The sequence below is a fragment of the Phycisphaeraceae bacterium genome, from assembly GCA_020639155.1.
In the GTDB taxonomy this organism is placed as follows: Bacteria; Planctomycetota; Phycisphaerae; order Phycisphaerales; family UBA1924; genus JACKHF01.
This window is the reverse complement of sequence record JACKHF010000002.1, coordinates 923,972-943,017: the sequence shown is the minus strand read 5'-3', so window position 1 is coordinate 943,017 and position 19,046 is coordinate 923,972. Positions and strand designations below refer to the sequence as shown.

At 54.7% G+C, this 19,046-nt stretch carries 10 protein-coding genes; 4 read left to right on the top strand and 6 right to left on the bottom strand.

Annotated elements, in window-relative coordinates; genetic code table 11:
* The first annotated feature begins 8 nt into the window (after positions 1 to 8).
* Together H6815_14565 and H6815_14560 are read left to right on the top strand one after the other, a co-directional pair.
* Positions 9 to 860, top strand: coding sequence for an ABC transporter permease (locus tag H6815_14565; protein MCB9861663.1), 852 nt, complete (start codon positions 9 to 11; stop codon positions 858 to 860).
* A gap of 143 nt (positions 861 to 1,003) precedes the next feature.
* Positions 1,004 to 2,311, top strand: a complete 1,308-nt coding sequence (locus H6815_14560) for a hypothetical protein (GenBank protein ID MCB9861662.1) — start codon at positions 1,004 to 1,006, stop codon at positions 2,309 to 2,311.
* Here H6815_14560 and H6815_14555 read toward each other — a convergent pair.
* From H6815_14555 to H6815_14530, 6 genes are all read right to left on the bottom strand, one after another.
* Positions 2,290 to 2,571 (bottom strand): (2Fe-2S)-binding protein, encoded by a 282-nt coding sequence (locus H6815_14555; GenBank protein MCB9861661.1) that lies wholly within the window; start codon positions 2,569 to 2,571, stop codon positions 2,290 to 2,292. The genes H6815_14560 and H6815_14555 overlap by 22 nt on opposite strands.
* Positions 2,568 to 4,964, bottom strand: coding sequence for a UvrD-helicase domain-containing protein (locus H6815_14550; GenBank protein MCB9861660.1), 2,397 nt, complete (start codon positions 4,962 to 4,964; stop codon positions 2,568 to 2,570). Before H6815_14550 ends, H6815_14555 begins: the two co-directional genes overlap by 4 nt.
* 63 nt (positions 4,965 to 5,027) lie before the next feature.
* Positions 5,028 to 8,339 carry a UvrD-helicase domain-containing protein gene (locus tag H6815_14545; GenBank protein ID MCB9861659.1) on the bottom strand — a complete coding sequence of 1,104 codons (3,312 nt, stop codon included), beginning with the start codon at positions 8,337 to 8,339 and terminating at the stop codon, positions 5,028 to 5,030.
* Positions 8,332 to 11,136 (bottom strand): PD-(D/E)XK nuclease family protein, encoded by a 2,805-nt coding sequence (locus tag H6815_14540; GenBank protein ID MCB9861658.1) that lies wholly within the window; start codon positions 11,134 to 11,136, stop codon positions 8,332 to 8,334. Before H6815_14540 ends, H6815_14545 begins: the two co-directional genes overlap by 8 nt.
* A gap of 64 nt (positions 11,137 to 11,200) precedes the next feature.
* A complete protein-coding gene (smc, locus tag H6815_14535) occupies positions 11,201 to 15,211 on the bottom strand; it encodes a chromosome segregation protein SMC (protein ID MCB9861657.1) in 4,011 nt (1,336 codons plus the stop codon).
* A 196-nt stretch (positions 15,212 to 15,407) separates the two neighbouring features.
* Positions 15,408 to 17,438: a flagellar basal body P-ring protein FlgI gene (locus H6815_14530; GenBank protein MCB9861656.1), complete on the bottom strand. Its 2,031-nt coding sequence runs from the start codon at positions 17,436 to 17,438 to the stop codon at positions 15,408 to 15,410.
* 616 nt (positions 17,439 to 18,054) lie between these two features.
* Between H6815_14530 and H6815_14525 the strand changes: the two genes are divergently transcribed.
* Both H6815_14525 and H6815_14520 read left to right on the top strand, forming a co-directional pair.
* Positions 18,055 to 18,627 (top strand): dCTP deaminase, encoded by a 573-nt coding sequence (locus tag H6815_14525; GenBank protein ID MCB9861655.1) that lies wholly within the window; start codon positions 18,055 to 18,057, stop codon positions 18,625 to 18,627.
* Between the two features lie 61 nt (positions 18,628 to 18,688).
* On the top strand, positions 18,689 to 19,045 hold the full coding sequence (locus H6815_14520) for a DUF4282 domain-containing protein (GenBank protein MCB9861654.1): 357 nt from the start codon (positions 18,689 to 18,691) through the stop codon (positions 19,043 to 19,045).
* The last annotated feature ends 1 nt before the right edge of the window (position 19,046 follow it).

The following is a 19,046-nucleotide window of genomic DNA, read 5'->3' as shown; positions in this document are numbered from 1 at the left end:
GATGATCTGTGGCTGAGCAGCAGACAACAGAACCACGACTGTCAGTTTTCACCATGCTGGCAATACCGTTCGACTGGCTCGGCGGTCGCATGCTTGGGATTCTTGAGCATATTGGCTCGACGGTGAACCTGTTTATCGATGCGTTACGATGGATTCTCCGCTGCGGGACATCGAAGCAATACCGTCTCGGTCGTGCTGCCATTATCTCGCAGATACTCCGCATCGGTGTACGATCAATCGCAATCATTTCGCTCGTGTCAGGTTCGGTGGGTTTGATCCTTGCGCTGCAGATGGCACCGCCACTCGACCAGTTTGGCTCGCGAGAGATCGTCGCCCGGATTGTTGGTGTTGCGGTCTTCCGTGAACTCGGCCCACTCATCTCTGCGATTGTGCTCACAGGATTCGCTGGTGCTGCAATCGCTGCCGAGATCGGCACGATGGTGGTGAATGAAGAGATCGAGGCGCTCGAGGCGCACGCGCTCAATCCAACCCGATTTCTGGTTGTTCCACGCATCCTTGCAACAACAGCGAGCATGATTGTGCTTGCTGTGTATGCCGATCTTGTGGCAAACGGCGCCTCGCTGTTCATCTCAATGACAACACTGGGCATCCCGTTCACAACCTACTGGGACAACATGATGGCCCAGGTGAAGCCGGTGGATTTTTACACCGGGCTGATCAAGTCGGGCATCTTCGGGTGCCTGATCGGGCTGATTGCCTGCCACAACGGGTTAAAGGTGACAGGTGGTGCTGACGGTGTTGGCCGTGCAACGACTAACACTGTGGTGCAGTCAGTCGTGTCGATTATTGTTGCCGACTTGATGTTCACCGCGATCTTCTTCATTCTGGGTCTGGTCTGATCACTGGGACCACGATCTATCAGTGTGTTCGTAAAATGTCAGGACTCATTTTTATTGACCGATGCAATACGGGTGCGCTGGGAGTGTTTATCTGATACGCTGGATTCCGCGTAAACCCGGACACGTAACACAAGGACAATGTCATGTCACGCACGAGTCATATTTCCACATTTCGTTCCGCTCGATCACGTACAGCTGGACTCCTCGCAGGCGCTGTGTGCGCTGTCGCTTTGGTCGCTGTGCCTGCTGCATCCGCTCAGCAGCGGGGCGGCTTTGCCGGTGGCGGCTTTGGAGGCGGTGGCGGATTTGGCGGGTTCGGTGGACAGGATGCTGGCATTACGACGCGTCAGATTGATCAGATTGCAGAGAAGCTCTCGCTTGACAAGAGCCAGATCGAAGCGATTCGCACACTCCACAACGGGTACGACGCACAACTCCGCGAGATTCGTGAAGAGATGCAAAGCATGATGCGTGACGCACGCGAAGCGATGCGCGATGGTGATCGCGGTGCGATGGAGGATATGGGCGAGAAGATGACAGCCTTCCGCACATCGCAGGAGAAGTCGGAGCATGAGTTCATCGACAATGTGCAGTTGATGCTCACAGATTCGCAGCTTGAGCATTGGGACGGTGTTGATCGCATGCTGCGTCGCGAACGCACCATGCGCCGCGGCCTGATGAGTGGCGAACGGGTGAACGTGATCAGCCTTGTCAACGAGCTAGAACTTTCAAGCGACGTTCGCGGCGAGGTGAACGGTGTGCTGAACGATTATGAAGTTGCACTCGATCGTGAGCTTGTCCGTCGCAACGACTTCCAGGAAGAGATGGCAGGGAAGATGCGTGAGATGTTCCAGTCACGCGATATGGAAGCTGCCGACAAGATGATTGAGGAAGGCCGGAAGTACTCTATGGCGGTACGCGATGTGAATCGCAAGTACGCCCGCATGATCACAGACATGCTCCCTGACGGTATTCGTGGCGACTTCGAACGCCGTGTGCAGCGCGAGAGCTATCCCGATGTCTACCGTCCAACGCGCGTTGAGCGTTCGTTCGATGCGGTGATAGGTTTCTCTGATCTTGATGATTCCCAGCGCGAGTCAGTCGAGATTCTGCGTGAATCGTTTGGTCGGCAGGTCGAAGGTATCAATATACGGCTTGTGAAGCTGACGGAAGAGCGGGAGATGAACTTCTCAATGTCTGACATGATGCAGCGGTTTGGTAACCGCGATGGTGATAACGAAGACCCGATGGGCGAGCTTCGTCGTGAGAAGCGCCAGCTTGATACTTCCACCATGGAAAGTCTTGAGAAGCTGCTTTCCGCGAGCCAGGTATCACGGCTTCCTCAGGAGGAGGATCGCGGCGGGTTTGGTGGTCGTCAACAGGGTGATCGTCGTCAGCAGCAAACAGATCGTGGTCGCGGCGGTCAGCGTCAGCAGCGAGATCGGTTCTGATTCTCGGCTCGAAACCGAGCATCTGCAGCGGCACGAAGCCGCTGATCTTCCGCAGGCGATAGCACCGGTAGTACAGCCTTTCCGGTCTGCAGAGCAAGCTCAATGTAAGGAACACATGTGCCGCACCCGGTTCCAAACCGGGTTCGACTTTGTATCGTCTTTATGTCAATCCCCTGATTGTGCAAGTGCAGAACTTCTGCAAACAGCACATCCTGACACACACATCGAGTCACACAACCTGTCGGATTTACACCACTCACGCGATGACCTCAAGGCGTGCGTACTCCAGCGCAAACGTCTTTTCACCTATGTGTCGGAACGCGATGCGTGCTCGTGGTGTTGAACCCTTCTCGATCCACACAACACGGCCAATTCCGAACTGGGGATGGCGAACAACCGCGCCCTTTCTCAGGCCGCTCTCGTCCTCGTATTCGATCGTTTGTTCATTCGGACTGCGCGGAGATGTTGCACGTATTTGAGGCGATAACTCGGGAACTGTGACGCCCGAGTAGTCGAGTGCATGCACATGTGCAGGATCAAACTCGCTTAGGAACCTGCTTGGCATCATCACCTGTGTGCTGCCACGGATCATGCGCATTCGGGCGCTCGAGATAAGCAGCCGCTTCATCGCGCGCGTGATGCCGACAAAGCACAGTCTCCGCTCTTCCTCGAGTTCCGCGTTTGATTCAAGCGCACGATGCCCGGGCAGTGTGCCCTCCTCAAGCCCAATGATGCCGACAACCGGGAACTCCAGGCCCTTTGCGGCGTGCAGTGTCATCAGCGTGACAGATCCCGAGTCTTCATCGATCGCATCGGCATCAGAGATCAGTGCGATTGATTCAAGATACGCTCGAAGCAACGCAAGCAATGGGGGAGCGGCTGGTATTGTCGGCTCATCGTCCAGAAAAGAGGGCACATCGAGTGCGGCATCCGCGGAGGGATCATATTCAACCTCGAATGTGCGTGCACTTGAGACAACTTCTGTCAGGTTGCCGATCCGTTGTTCGTCGGTCTCATTGCGCGACTTTGCAGCGAGTGTTCGATACATGCTCAGCAGCCCCGAGTCTTCGATGACACGGTCAACAAGCTCATGCAGCGAGCCAGCGACACTTGCGCCCATGAAACTACCGCTGCCAGTCCAGTTGTCGATCATCGAAACAAAGTCTTTGATGGCATTCCTTGCTCGGGAGGAAAGATCAGGCACGTGTGCTGCATCGCGCAGCGCGTCAAAGAGCGACATGTGATAACTGTCGGCGTAGGTTTGTACCTTTGTTATGGAGGTTGCGCCGATTCCTCGGGCCGGGGTATTGATGCAGCGCATGAGCGATACTTCATCTGCATGGTTTGCGATAAGTCGGAGATATGCTATGAGATTGCGAACCTCCTCACGCTGGAAGAATGATGTGCCTCGGGCGATTGTGTATGGAATCCCGTTGCGACGCAACGCGTCTTCAATCACGCGTGAGAGCGCGTTGTTTCTGTAAAACACAGCCATCTCACGCCACGCGTATCCGTCGTCCTGGCTTCTGTCGCTCAGCCACTGCGCCATGAGTTGGGCTTCATGCTGCTCATCACGGCACAGGAACATCTCGACAGGTTCACCGCCCTCGGTGGTTGTAAAGAGATCCTTGTGCTTCCGTTGCTGATTTTTCCGGATGAGTGCATCAGCAACGGCGAGCACCGGCTGCGTCGAGCGGAAGTTCTGCCCGAGCAGAATCGTTGTTGTGCCCGGGAACTGGTTCTCAAAGTCCAGAATATTGCGAATATCAGCGCCACGCCAGCCATAGATCGACTGATCCGGATCGCCCACGACGCAGATGTTCGGAACGTGCTGCAAGTTCACCCCGAGGTCACTCGCATCAAGCGGAACGGAAGTCGCTCTCCCTTTGGCGATCTGTGTTGCGATGACAAGCTGCGCACGATTGGTGTCCTGGTACTCGTCGATCATCAGATACTGCCATCGACTTGCGCACCCGTGGCGGATGTCATTGTTCTCTCGAAGCATCTTTGCTGTGAGCACAAGCAGGTCATCAAAGTCTGCAGCGTTTGCTGTTCGCAGCGCATTCTGGTATGCGTGGAAGATCTTTGCGACTGTTCGCGAGTAGAAGTCGCTCGCCGAGGCTGCGAACAGATCTGCGTCCTGAAGCTCATTCTTTGCATTCGAGATCGCTGCGAGTACGGAACGTGGCGGCCAGTTGTTGACAGAAAGATCAAGATCTGCGATGACGCGCTTCATCAATGAGACCTGATCATCGGTCACGTAGATGGAAAAATCGGGCTGGAGCCCGTTCAGGTCGGCGTGTTCAGCATAGCGCCGGAGTAATCGGGCGCACAATGAGTGGAACGTTGTCACCGTCAAGCCCCGGGAGAGGGCACCCTCGCCAAGGACATGCATGACGCGCTCGCGCATCTCACCAGCTGCTTTGTTTGTAAATGTGAGTGCGAGGATCGACCATGGTGCTACGCCGGTACGGACCAGGTGGGCAATTCTGCGCGTAATGACCCGTGTTTTCCCCGAGCCAGCTGCAGCGAGAATGAGCAGCGGCCCGTCACGGTGCAACACAGCAGACCGCTGGGCATCCGTCAGATCATCCAGCAGTGGATCGGGCTGCGGGTTCTGTGCAGGATCAAATGATGGCATGGTGCTCGACACGACTGTAAGCGTAGTCAGTCAGCATGATCTGTCGACAACCGCACGGTTTTCGACAGTTGGAGTTCACAACTCCACAGCGACAAGCCTGTCGGTATCCACAAATGCGAGTGTCCCGCGCACGTGTTCCAGTGGACATCCCAGCATGTGTGAAGCTGCACGCATATAGACTTGCACCTGGGACTTGAGATGCAGCATGTGCTGACTGGTCGTAGTAATGTCCCTGTACCCTGTCTTATAATCAATGATATGAACAGTGTCGATCTGGTCCGTTTCAACAGAACGCTGCTCGTGGATTCTGTCTATTCGACCTGTCACAAGCGTTGGATCTGGTAGATCAAGCGTGCATGCAAAGCTGCGTTCACACCGGACGAGTGTTTCATGCCGAGCCTTATGTTCAGGTTGCGAGAGCAGCGCATGCAGATTTGCGGTGTACTGAAACTGATTGATCGCCGATTGCAGCAGTACCGATGCGGATGCTGTGTCGATCATGCATTGGGCTGCGATAGAGCGAACAACGTTCGTGTCTTTACACAGATCACGAAGTGACTGGATTGTTGCATCACCTTGCCACCACAGCACGTGTTCAAGCATAAAGTGCCATACAAGACCGTTGATTGAACCGTCAATATCTGTGTTGAGACGAGCGAAGTTGGGAACAGGTTCGTCCGCATTATGTGCTGCGGATTCTGGCTTGATCGGTTCCTCGAATACTGTTGCAAGCTGGCTTGGTGTTAGCCGTGGCCTGCGCCAATATGGTGGCGAGGATGATCGTGAGAGTCGTCGCAGTTGTTCACCTGGCGCGCTCTCAGCGTGTGCTTCGTCATGCGGTGCGGTGCTGCGATTACTTGCCCAGATGCTGGGCTGTCGATCAGGTACAGCAGACCAGACGATGTCGCCATGATGTGCCTGTTGCAACGTCTTCTGATACGGATTGCCAATCAATGCAGAGGAGATGATGTCTGCTCCGCATAGTCTGGGCTTGGCAAGTCCGCCAGACTTTGTAAGCTTTGGATACGGGACGATCATTTCCAACAGTCTGATAGCGCGTGTCATGCCGACATACAGGCAGCAGAGTTCTTCAGTAAGATACCGTTGGTGTGCCGACTGATACGCTTGCTCGTATCGTGGATCCAGCTTGCGTATCAGCTTATTCGGATACGCTCCGATTGCACGCGGCGGTGCAAGAGGTGTGGCTTGATCTACAAGAGCCTCGCCAGACTGCATCTGCCAGATCTGATCGAGGTCCGCAAGAATCACGACGTCATATTCAAGTCCCTTTGCCTTGTGCAGTGTTGTGACTGTGATGTGCCGTTTGTCCTTGTCATCGATACGCTCAGATTCGATTGTTGTGATGAATGAGTCGAGATCAAATGGGCCGGCAGTCGTGTCGAACGTGTCTGCGAGGTCGATGAGATGTTCGAACAGTTTGAGGGAATCTGCATCCATGGAGGCGTGGCACTGGGTTCTTAACATCGCTAGGAATCCGCCCACACCTCGCGCTGCAATGAGACGTTGAATCTGATATGCGAGTTGTTCATCCGAGCAGTCAGTTGAGTCAACGTGCTCTGCGAATGGTGAGCGTCGGAACTCATGGGCAGCAACCTGATCTGTTGGATGGGCTGCGAGTTGGAGCGCGTGCATTGCAGCCTGAACTGCTTGATTATCTATAAGCAGCTTTCCAGCTTCATCGGACGCGTCAATGCCACGATGTCGCAGCGCATTGATAACTGCAGGGATATTTTTGTTCTTTCGAAGAAGAACGCCGATTGTGCTGTGCGGCGATGTCTGGAGTGCAGTGGCGACACGATCTGCGACCAGTGTTGCGCGTGGCGAGAACAGTGATTCCAGATCATCCGGATCTTCATCTTCGGCTGATATCTCAATCGAACGTCGATCGACCACAATGTGAGCCTGACCCGGCCTATCAACGTGGTGTGCTCTATGCGGAACGAAGAGGTCTGTGAAGTTCGTGGCAACATCATGATTCAACGTGTCAACATGTGACAATGACATGAAAACACGGTTCACGGTGTCCAGAATCACCGGTGATGATCTGTAGTTTGTATCCCTATCTTCAAACTGAAGTTGTGGCCAGCGAGTTCCGAGATATGTGATGAGTGACGGTTCTGCACCACGCCAACTGTAGAGCGATTGCTTCGGATCTCCCACAAACAGCGCAGAACCCGAGCCGCTCAGCAGTTCATCAAGCAGGGGGTCCAGCATCTGGAACTGATCAACCGATGTGTCCTGGAACTCATCGATCAGCACATGGGAAACTCGGCATTGCAATCGAAAATACAGTTCCTGCACCTTTTCCGCTGACAGAATATCGCTGTCGATGATCAGGGGTGGAAGATCACTGAAGATAAATGCGTCCTGCTCGCGCATCAGACGGTGGAGCACATCATCGTACTTTGTCAGTAGATCGCGCAGAGCCAGTGCTTTGTGATGGTGCTCAGTGAGCAGCATCGTACTCGCGTGATGTGCAAGTGGCTCAAGCACCTCAAGCCACTCACGTTCAATTGGAACGCTGTAGTATGTTTGACCTTCGCCGAGAGCAGCAGTTGCCAGCCCATTTTCAAGCATGTTGGCCCAATCTGACTGGTTGAGTTGCTCAAGAAGTGTCTGCTTTGCCTTGACCCATCGCGAATCAGGCTTCTGTGACTTTGCTGTTAGTGGTATAGATGCTGCCTCGAGTCTACTGATAAGCGCCCCAAGTGCGTCGCCATCCAATGGTGCGGAGAGCGGCTTGAATCCATCCCATGCGCCCGGTGATTGTCGAGCGGAAACAAAGGCTTTGTGGTTTGCATGCACACAACGCAACGCGGTGTTGTCGACATCTCTTGAGAGTGCTTGTGATGTTAGTGCATCAAGCATGTACGCCATCTCACGTAGTGATGATGTGTCAATGACCGTCTCTATCGTCTGCTCGGAAAGAGCCGCGAGTTGTTGCTCATACAGGACATTGCCAGTGTCGGCAAATCCAAACTCTGGCCCCATCATGTTGACGAGACGCAGCGCGAAACTGTCCAGCGTCATGATCTGAAAGTGCTGCGGTTGCCTGAGCAACGTCAGTGCAACGGACATGCAAAGCTTCTGTGTCAATGCAAAGCCACATGCAGATTCGAGTTCCCTGAGTGACGAACGCGATGTGACAGCAGAGAGAAGTCTGGAGAGAACTCGATGCTGGATCTCACCCGCAGCTTTTCGTGTAAACGTAGCTGCGAGTATGGAGCTTGGTGGCGCGCCCGATGCCAGAAGTCTGATGTACTGGCTCGTCAGTTCATATGTTTTTCCTGTGCCAGCTGACGCAAGAACGACTCGACTTTGCGGCTGATCGAAGAGTATTGGTGTAGCATACGATGAGTTACTCATGTGTTGCACCCGCTGAGTTGGGAAGATCTTCAGTGAGAGCATTCAGCGAGGCTGCTTCGAGGGCATCGTTGTCGTCGAAGATGCCCCTGCGCATGCGATTAACGAGCGCGAGCGCAATCATGTCAGCTTCGAGCAGTTCGTTTTCATCCCATGTTGCTTCATACCCCCCAATATTGGCAGGCTTCTTTGGGAGCGCGACATACATGAACTTTATTTGGCGCTGTTTGTCTTCAGATCCAAGAAGATGTCTATATAACGGAAGCTGCAGATTCGTCCATCCTTCTGACGTCTTGTGGGCCTGATCTGGTTTGATCAGTGATTCACTTGTTTTGTAGTCGATGACTGCAAGCTCGCCGGTCTGGGCATTGATATCGATGCGATCGATCTGACCACGGAGTTGCACAGATGTCGTACCTCTCTCAAGTATTGCAGGGTCAGAGGACCATTCAGTTTCCTTAATGCGCCAGCCCTGCGAGGCATGTGCCGCCTGCCACTCGGCAAATCTGTGCAGTCTGCCATACGCTGCGCGTCTTTGAAGCAGAAGCGCCGTGTTGGGTGTATCGCCATAGAACTCCTGGGTGCATGCGTCCAGCGTGCTGGAAAGTACCGATGCAATAACATTGGGATCCTTTGAGTGTTTCGCGTCAGACAGACCAAAGAGATGGAGCACGCGATGGAGAAGAATACCAAAGTCAATCGGACCAAGCTGATGCGATGGACATTCGATCGGGAATGCGTGTGCAATATGCTGAAGGTAAAACTGATATGGCGATGCGATATATGTGCGAAATGAGGTAACCGGAAGGATGTCGATCCTGACTGGTTCGGCTGGTTTCTTCTCAGAAAAGAGGTCCCGTTCGCCCGGAATCAGAGCTGGAACGATTTTGCTGGCCTCATATGTTGTGTGCAGTGTGTGTTGCGCGAGCTCGATTGCTGCGACATCTTCCGTATGAAACAGCAACGGACTGGGGAGCACCTGATCACCGTTCTGATCAGTGGTGCCGGTAATGATCCTGCATGTTTTCTTTGATCGAAGAAGCGTTGTCAGAATGCAAGCGTCGCGTGCAGCGCGATCATCCCATGTTGGCAGATGCAGCTTTTTTCGCACTGTGTCTGTCAGCCACGGATGAGACTGGGGTGACATTGGTAATGTATTCTCGTTGGCTCCCAGAATCACAACGTGTTCGGCGGGGTCGGTGACAAGCTCCAGCAACCCGACAGCCTCGATCTCTTCGGATGTTGGAAGCGGAGCGGGCATCTCCTTGTCAAGTTGTTCAATCAATGCCTTCACTATGCTCTGTGGAGCAACTTGGTCACGCGTTCCAATGCGCAACGATGCGAACTGATGGAGTACGCCACGACACACTTCAAGAGCAGGTTCGCTTGAACCAAATCCGAGTAGCTCTTGGAGACAGTTGATTATGCCAGCAATCGTGTCTCGATCTGCAGACGTGAAATCTGTCAGAGCCCGGAGTTGTTTGAGGAACGTGTGAATGACGGTGCTGTCAGGTACTGGCAGCCGATCAAGCTGCGTTTTCAGTGCGTCAAACGATGACGGCATGCAACTGGATCGCATTGCGTCAAGGTGAGCCAGCACAGTGTCAGGAGTCGCATTGTCCGCGTAGCCGGTATCGCTCAGCAGTCTTTGTAAGATCCGGCGCGTGAGCCTTTGCCGTAAAAGTAGAGTGAGGGTGTCGGGTGTGCTCAATGCGAGAAATCGATCTAGCGTGACAAGAAATCTGCCAACGTCCGTTGTAAGCAGTGTTGCATGGGTGGGAGGACGGACCGACTCTTTCGCGAGTAATTCCGCTTCGCGGACGAGAGGCATGCCGAGTGCAAGATCCAGCAAGCCAAACGTTACATCATGTGACTCAGTCTTTGTATTGCCGAGCGCGAGTGTGAGCGCTGCTTGGCACTGTGAACGCACGTCGCCAGCACGCACCACATGCTCGGTTGTCAATGGAATCGGCCATTCATTCCACTTGCGTGTGATGCAACAGCCAAGATCATCATACATCGTGTGCATATCAGCGGGCGCATAGATCAGTGGCATCCTTGTATCCACGCATTGCTGGAGAAGTTCTTTCAGTCTATATGGAAGTTCTGTCGTACATGCAAGGTATACCTGCTGAAAACCGGATCTGTCGGTATCCGAGCTTTGGCCGGAAACACCAGGATCATGCAGCCCGTGTGATGCAAGCAAGTCGAAGTAGGTTCCTTCGGTCGTTGCGGCAGCGTGCCAGCGTTTCTGCATAGTTTCGGGGATGATGTCATGTACAACCTGAAGTGACGATTCGATGGTGTGCCCGGCAAGCGTGAGTTCTTCCAGCATTGTGCGCAATATGCGAGCAACACTCTGGATATCCTTGTCGGTTCGACGCCCATGCATGACGAGATGCTCGTATGTTTGAAGGGAGAGCTGTCTTACAGCCTGCTCCCATACGAGTCTCTGCTCGATAGATGATGCTGGCGATGTTGAAAGTGTCTTCGGAGGTACAAGGAGATCGATAGCCTGAGTTGGTGTTGCCAAGACGGGCGGCGAGAACCACATGCTTTGCTGCTGATGTGACTCTGAAAGCTCCACTAGTGTTGAAAGGAGGACTCGCTTTGCTCTGCTGGTCGGCAGAATCACGAGTGTGTCACTGAAGTCGATCTCACGAGTTAATGCGCTGTTCCGCTCTGTATGACAGCGGAGCATAAACGCAGCAACGGCACGGATTGCCGGACTTTCCCAGCCGAGAAATATGCGTGTATCTTTCTGATCTGTCGATATGGCGTTGGGATTTGGTGCCATCATGCGAATTGTATCGATATCGCAGGAAGATGTATTGGTTGTGGGTCAAAGATGCCAATCAGGATACTCATCCGGACTTTGAGCCAGCTGCCGGATGAGGTTGTTCTGAGTCCTGACGCATCTGGGCAAGTGCAGCACGCAGGCTTGGTTTGCGATTGGAACGTGTCCCAGACTGTGTTTGTGGAACTCCAAGGGCTTGTTTGCGTTCACTTTCTTTGACATCAGTAGGGTGTAGTGGTGTGTTGTCCGTTTCTTCGCTTGATTCATAATGATCAAATCGAACGGGCACTGTTGTTGATACGCCGCGTTCCTGCATTGTGATGCCAAAGAGCCGATCTGCTGCGCGCATCGTTTTCTTATTGTGAGTAATCACAATAAAGTGTGAGTGCGAAGTAAACTCGCGCACAACACCAACAAACCGCCCGACGTTCGCCTCATCGAGCGCTGCATCCACCTCGTCCAGCACGCAAAAGCATGACGGTTTGGACTGGAATATGGCGAGCAGAAGTGCCACAGCAGTCAGCGTTTTTTCGCCGCCAGACAGCTGCGAGAGTGCGCGCGGCTCCTTGCCAGGCGGCTTTGCGACAATCTCAATCCCGCTTTCAAGCAGATCAATCTCGTCCGTGACAATCCTGTGTCCGTCAACTTCTCGCACCAGAGGCATGAGGCGTATTTCCGCACGACCACCACCGAACAGCTTTCTGAACATGCCGTCTGGCGAAGCGAAGTGCTCACGAATCGCGTCGAGAGCTTCCGAAAACCGCGAGCGTGACGCATCGTTCAGTTGATCGATCAGTGTGATGAGCTTGGTGCGGGCGTCGTCAAGGTCAGCAATCTGTGCAATTAACTCCTCGTTGCGCGATTCGAGCTGTGTTTCTTCGGCAATCGCGCCGAGATTGACAGATCCGAGATGTCGGATCTCTTTTCGGAGTCGCTCGACATGCGGCATGTCCATGCCCGGATCGGCTGGCTCCATATCATTTGAATCAAGAAGTTCGCAGTACTCAACGTATTCTCGCAGCAGATCAAACTCATCATCTCCCGAGGCTGCGCGTTCTTCCATCGACTCTGCTTTGACAACAAGTTCCCGGCGGAGCAACTCAAACTCGCGCCATTGTTCGTCGAGTGCATCCTGTGTTGTTCGGTGTTCGGAGAGCCTGCTGCTCGTGTGTGAGACACGCTGGTCGGCGACCGAGAGTGTTTCGCGGCGAGCTTGCACAAGCGCGTCAAGCTCGTGGATCTTTTCCGAGGACTCAGCGGCTACTTGCTCAGACTCGGTGATCTGGGATTGTGTTTGCTCAACGTGCGCCCGCGTCTGATCCAGTCTTGCGATGCCGGAGGTCATCTCTCGAACAACCTGTTCAAGTGTGGACTCGACCGCGCGTCCTTCGCGTTTGCCCGATGCCAGCTGTTCCGTGAGCTTGCCAGTTTCGACGCGTGCAGCTGCGAGTTGCTCGGCTGCGTGATCCGCGCTCGTTTGCGCATGCTCAACATGTGACTCCGCGGCAGCGAGTTCGTCACGTTGTCCGTGGAGGGTTTGTTGCAACTGGTGAATCGTGTCTGTAGCCTGTTGTTGATCCCGCTGGAGTGCTTCGCGCCGCTGATCAAGTTCGTTGTGCTCTTCCTGAAGATCGTTTAGCTGAGCCTTGACACGTGTGCGATCAGACTCAAGCTTCTCAAGCTTTGACATCGCCGCAATTTCGGCCCTTCGTTTCTCCTCGACAAGTGCCTGGAGTTTGCTCCGTTGGGCGTTGTGTGCGGCTGCTTCAGAGTCAACCTGCTCCAGACGAACTTTGGCCTGCTCAAGTTGCTGTGTAAGCAAAGCCAACTCAGATTCGAGTTCGGCAAGTTCGGCGCGGCGCTGGAGCATACCAGAAACGGCACCATCCGATGCCGCATTCTTGCCCGCAATTACACGGCCATCGCGCTCCAGAAGCGTTCCATTGCGTGTGATAAATCGTGCATCCGCCGGGAATGATGCCTTGAGCATAAGAGCAGCATCAAGTGATTCAACGAGGTAGGTTTTGTCGAGGAGCATCGTGAGCAGGTGCTCGACTGCAGTACGGTTCAACTGAGAGTTGCCTTCGATATGTTCTACTTGCGCGCGCACAAGTGACCGGATCGGCACCGGGTGCGGTTGGAACGAGGTGACAACATCACTTGACTGGAACTCGTACGATCGTCGCAGTGTTGCAAGTGAGAGGAATGTGACCCGTTCGGAAAGTGTCGCAAGCTCACTCTCATCAGGTAGTTCGGGCACAGTCGGCACGAGCACTGCTCTGATTGCATCGCCGAGCGCAACTTCGACAATGTGGGCAACATCCGACGAAGCTTCGATGACATCCGCCAGCGGGCACAGCACAGAATGGAACCCAAGACCCGCCTGCTTGCGGTCGAGCATGTCTCTGACCGCGCTGCCAAGACCGACGCGATCACGCACCATCTCTTGCAATGTTGTAATGCGTGTTTCCAGACGCAGGCGTTCGTGTTCCAGACTGGAAGCGTTCTCGGCAAGCTGTCTGCGATCAACGGAGATTGCTGCTAGTTTGTCCGCATGCACTGTGTTCTCTCGTTGCACATGGTTGAGTTGCCGAGCGATCTCGCTGACAAGATTGGTTTGCTGCTCGTGAAGGCGATCAAGCCCGGCTGCTTCTGCAGCGAGCGCGTCAGCCCGTTCGTTCAGACGCTGGACTTCGCTGGTCATCTGTGTCATGCGTCGTTGGTCGGCTTCATTGGTCGCAACTGATGCGGCAAGCTGACGTTCAACATCGTTGACGGCAATACGAAGTCGATCGGCTGTGCTGCGATGCGCTGCAAGCGATTCCATTGCCTGCGATCGTGCAGTTTGGGCAGATTCGAGACGGTTGTGGGCATCCGTCAACTGCTGCTGCAGCGATGCAACATGCTCCTGATTGCGATGGAGTTCGCCCTCCATTGCATTTCGACGTGATGCAGACTGTTCCTGCACGCGTTCCAGATCATCAATCCGATGTGTTGCTTCTTCAAGCGATGTTTTCAACAGCGAGCTTCGCTGCATCGCACCGTCTTTTCGAGCATGCTCGTGCTGAAGATCCTTTTCGACTTGTTGCAGCGACTGATGCGCCTGATGGCGAGCAACTTCTGCTTCCTGACGCTCTACTTCCACCTGCTCGAACACACGCCGTGCTTCAGCGGCAACCGCCTCGGCCTTCGATGCGTTGACACATGCAACTTCGAGCTTCTGCAGCATCTCGTGATACTCGGCGAGCATCACGGATGAGCGCAGTGCAACATACTCAGTGTGCAGTTCCTGATACTTTCGCGCTTTGGCGGCCTGGCCCTTGACCATCCGTAGTCTTCGCTCGGTATTCTGCAACTGCTCACGCGTGAGCAGCAGATTGCGCTCCGCCTTGTCGAGTTTGCGAAGGCTCTCGATGCGGCGTTGCTTGAAACGTGCAATGCCAGCAGCCTCCTCGAAGATAGTGCGGCGCTCCTGTGGTGATGCCAGCAGCATCGCATCGACCTTGCCCTGCTCAATGATCGAGTACGCGTCAGCGCCAATACCCGTGTCAAGAAACAGTTCGCGGATGTCACGAAGTCGGGCTTTTTTTGAGTTAATGAGATACTGCGATGTACCGTCGCGATACAGGCGACGTTCAACGACGACCTCGTCGGTGTCGATAGGCAACCCACGGCGAAGCTTCGATCTGTCGCGTTTCAATGTTGGTACTGGGACTGGGATATCGTTGTCCGACTCGTCGTTCTCGTCGTGATGTTCAGTCTTTGCGATCGAGCCGCCGACGTCGATCTCGTCCATCTCCCCATCTTCATTGACGATCGGATTGTCAAACGTCAGGCTGACACTGGCAAGACCCGCAGGGGCTCTTCCGGCGGAGCCCGCAAAGATGACATCGATCATCTCCTTGCCGCGCAGACTCTTGCTGGACCGCTCGCCAAGCACCCACTTGATAGCGTCAACGACGTTGCTCTTGCCGCACCCATTGGGGCCGACAACACCCGTCATCGGATCATCGAACGTCAGCACTGTCGTGTCAGCGAACGATTTGAAGCCGGAAAGTGTCAATCTCGACAGACGCATGCAGCAGTCACCTCGATCATCTGCGCAATGCCACAACCAGCCGATGTACCGGAGTCAGCAGTGCATATCACCATACAGCGTACCCGAAGGATTGGGTTTCGTCTCGACCTGACTGCAAGATCATGTGGTTGGGATGAAAACTGACAGCCGAAACAAACCTGTCGATTCGTTGTCGGTTGGTTTTCGGATCATTCCCCTACTCGATCTCACCCTTGATCGGGACAACATATGTGCGGGACCGTTTCATTTCACCCGGCGTAGGAACTTTCGAAGCTCCTGACAATCCCTGCTCCAGCACTCGCTGCTCCTCGTTCATCTTGCGGAGTTCGTCGGAGGTCGCTGCACGAGTCAGAGATGCGTCCGATTGTGCCGCGCGCAGGAGTTCCGAAGCAAACCGGTCTTCCTCCGTTGCAAATGCTGCGGTGAGCATACCCGCACGCTCGGTTGCACTCAGAATTGCTACGACTTCAGAGTACGACATGTTCAGAGCATCAATGCTGTGAACAGAGCGGGCTGGACGGGCAAGCATGGAGATGAACCCGTCGATGTCCATAGGGGCATCAAAGTCAACCTTCTGGGCGAACTCCCCGGGCTTTGCAGGTGCCTCGTAAAACACACGCATCTGATCACCCGATGCGCTGGTCCGGAACATTACTCGGTCGTCCCACACCGTGGCAAAGGCCCCAGCCTCGATGAGGTTGCCATCGCCGAAGACGGTGACACGGGGTTCATTTGTCTGGCTTACGTAGACCAGAGGCTCGCCAAACGGCACTCGATCGAGCAGGAACTTGCCTGCGATGACCTTACGAGACACTCCCTGCGCGTTCCCCGGTGGGATGCTTCTTCGTGCTCGTGCTTTGATGGAGTTGAGATAGGCGCGGGGTTCTGACTGATATGCCAGATCCTGGGTCATCTCGATAAGCTGTCTCGTGCGATCGCGTTCCGCTCGATCGCAGAGAGCTTCGTACGCGCTGATCCGTGTGCCGAGTTCGCTGGACGATGCAAGCTCGCGGAGTTGCCAGTCGATGCGGGGATCGTCGCTGAGTTGTCCCAGCAGGTCTATTGCTTCAAGGCGCGAGGACACGATCGCGTTCTCGGAAACATCGATCAGATGCGGTACGGTCGAGAGATCGCCCAGACGCGCGCCAGCGCGCAATGCTGCCATCCTGGGTAGATGCTCGCCATAGTCATACATCGTGCGAATCTGCGGCAATGCAGCAGGTCCGACAGCTTCAAGGCACCATGACATGCTGACAGCGAGCCCGGGCTGCTCTTTCAGTGTACGGATATATCGCTGCGCATACTCGGTTGCGCCGGCGGTGTCCGGTTGCATGTGTTGCACGAGATACACAAACTCCGCCGCACGATCGCGGTACGCGAACGGCACATGCAGTTCGACCAAACTGTCGTTCTTTCCGCGTGCGGCGGGTTGTCTATCAAAGGTGGAGCGTGGGAATCGTGCGTTGATTGATTGCTCAAATGCACGTGCTCGCAGGTAATCAGGGTTGTCCAGCATCAGTTGGATTGCGAGGGGTTCGGTCGCTCTTCCACCGCCAAGCACGCGTCCGGTGCGCCCGCTTCCGTCAGAACGCAGGGTGCCGTCACTGACAAACGGGTTCACATACACAGCGCCGGCAGCAACGCCGAGTAGCTTTGGTTGGAGTGCCTGAAACACCGCTGCCCGCCCGAGTCGCAGATCCGTATCAAGGAGCTGACCGCCTTCCAGCGACAAGGTTGACGACCCCGGTAGGGTTGAAACGAACACATCGAACGTCTCGCCATCCGGAATGCCGGGTGGGATAGATGCGATGACGACAACGAGCGAGGTTGACTTGTCGTTGATGATCTGCTCAGGCGTCATGCCCTCGTAGCGTGTGCCCTTGAAGTGCTGGCTTGTTGCAGAGACACCAGCCTTATCGAGATTTCTGCGCACAGTTTCTGCAACATCCACCCGCTCTGGTGTCGAGCCAGTGTCTTTCAGACCTATCACGATTCCGTACCCTGCGACGATGGATGGCTCAGCGTTGCGCAGCGTGCTCATGGAGCCGATCGTGCCCTGGAGTGCTGGCGGGACGTCGCGCGTAATGACAGGTCGCTCGATCGGTCGCGGGGCTCTGCCTGAACTGCCGCATCCTGTCGCGGCGAGCATGGCTGAGCCCAGCACCATGCCTGAGAGACACAACCCGCTCAACCGCGTGAGGTTTCGCGTCGTGGGGGATGTCAACATGCATTGCCTCCTGTGTCGGGCGATACGTGACGCTCGCCCAACAGGTCTGAATATTGCTGGCACACACAGTTCCCCTCACAAGGCCAGCAATCTCTCAGTGTACGCAGATATTGAGAGCACCCGGGATCTAGTTGCTCGCTGTGAGCGCGTTCTGCCTGATGTGTGCGTTGTCATTGCTGTCGATTATCAGAACTCGTCATGACGGTTCCAGACGTTTGCGAGGCCTAAAAAGATACATCGGCAGTTCTTGCGCGACGTAAGTCCTTGCAATACAAGGATGTGACAGGTTTTCACATCTCATGCACAGGATGCCCACAGTATTTTGGGCATACACCCACTTGCACATACGAGATATTGTGGTACCATGGAAGCTCGCTCCTCACCATGTGCTGTTCATCAGCATCAAAGTGAGAGCGGATCTGGTCGTGTCTGACAAAGGAACATCTGAGTTCGTTCGCACTTTGATCGGATTTGGTGCGTATAGATATATCAGGATTTTGTCAGGGAGCCAGTTCAACGTGATCGGCCATGGGAGGGCTGATCTGGGAATCAGGAGTGGGAGGAGCGACCAGCCCCGGATCGGCTGATGTCGCACTGACAAGGTGGGAGGTTTCGCATGGCTGTCCTGTGCGACACGCAGATTCGCGAGTTGATCGAGATTCGTCCGTTCGAGCCGGCGACCAAGCGCCCCGGCAAGGTGTCCTATGGCGTGTCGAGCTACGGCTACGACGTGCGCGTGGGGAGCAAGTTCAAGATCTTCACGCCGACGCCACGAACGGGCGCCATCGCGGTTGTTGATCCCAAGAAGTTCACCGACGATCTGTTCGTCGAGGTCGACTGCGCAGAGCGCGGTGTTGATCACGTCGTGATCCCGCCAAACTCGTTTGCACTCTGCGAAACAGTCGAGTGGTTCGACATCCCGCGCGATGTGCTGGTGATCTGCCTCGGCAAGTCCACGTATGCACGCTGCGGCATCATCGTGAACGTGACACCGCTCGAGCCCGAGTGGCGCGGCAAGATCACGATCGAGATCTCAAACACGACGCCGCTGCCCGCAAAGGTGTACGCCAACGAGGGGATTGCGCAGCTGGTGTTCCTCAAGGGCGATCAGGTGTGTGAGCAGTCGTACGCGGACAAGGCAGGCAAGTACCAGGACCAGGACGGTCTGACACTGCCGATGGTGGATTGAGCTTGAAGCTTTTTTGCATTCTTGCAACAAGAGCATAGTGGTCTAATGCTGGAGAGAATTCATGGCAGACAACACAGACGACAAAAACGTTGGACTGGTCGAGGGCATGCTTGACTTCGGATTCAAGCGGTTCATCACACTCAAGTTCATCTCGTTCGTATACGTCCTTGGCTTGCTCGCGATGAGCCTGATCGGTATAGGAGTGTTCTTTGGCTCGCTCTTCTCCGGGCAGGGCAACATTCTCATGCGACTCGTTGTTGGCTGCGTCGCAATTGTTGTCGTGCTGATCTACATGGTGATGTGGCGAGTCACACTTGAACTGACCGTGGTGCTGTTCCGCATCGGTGAGAACACGAGCAAAATGGTGAACAAGCAATCGGGAACCAGCAGTGCAGGTGAGGCTGCTGACGTGTCGTGAT

Excerpts from the sequence above, each read along its gene's own strand:
- H6815_14560 (MCB9861662.1), top strand. The coding sequence starts at position 1,004 with ATGTCACGCACGAGTCATATTTCCACATTTCGTTCCGCTCGATCACGT.
- H6815_14545 (MCB9861659.1), bottom strand. The coding sequence starts at position 8,339 with ATGAGTAACTCATCGTATGCTACACCAATACTCTTCGATCAGCCGCAA.
- H6815_14540 (MCB9861658.1), bottom strand. The coding sequence starts at position 11,136 with ATGATGGCACCAAATCCCAACGCCATATCGACAGATCAGAAAGATACA.
- smc (MCB9861657.1), bottom strand. The coding sequence starts at position 15,211 with ATGCGTCTGTCGAGATTGACACTTTCCGGCTTCAAATCGTTCGCTGAC.
- H6815_14530 (MCB9861656.1), bottom strand. The coding sequence starts at position 17,438 with ATGTTGACATCCCCCACGACGCGAAACCTCACGCGGTTGAGCGGGTTG.
- H6815_14525 (MCB9861655.1), top strand. The coding sequence starts at position 18,055 with ATGGCTGTCCTGTGCGACACGCAGATTCGCGAGTTGATCGAGATTCGT.
- H6815_14520 (MCB9861654.1), top strand. The coding sequence starts at position 18,689 with ATGGCAGACAACACAGACGACAAAAACGTTGGACTGGTCGAGGGCATG.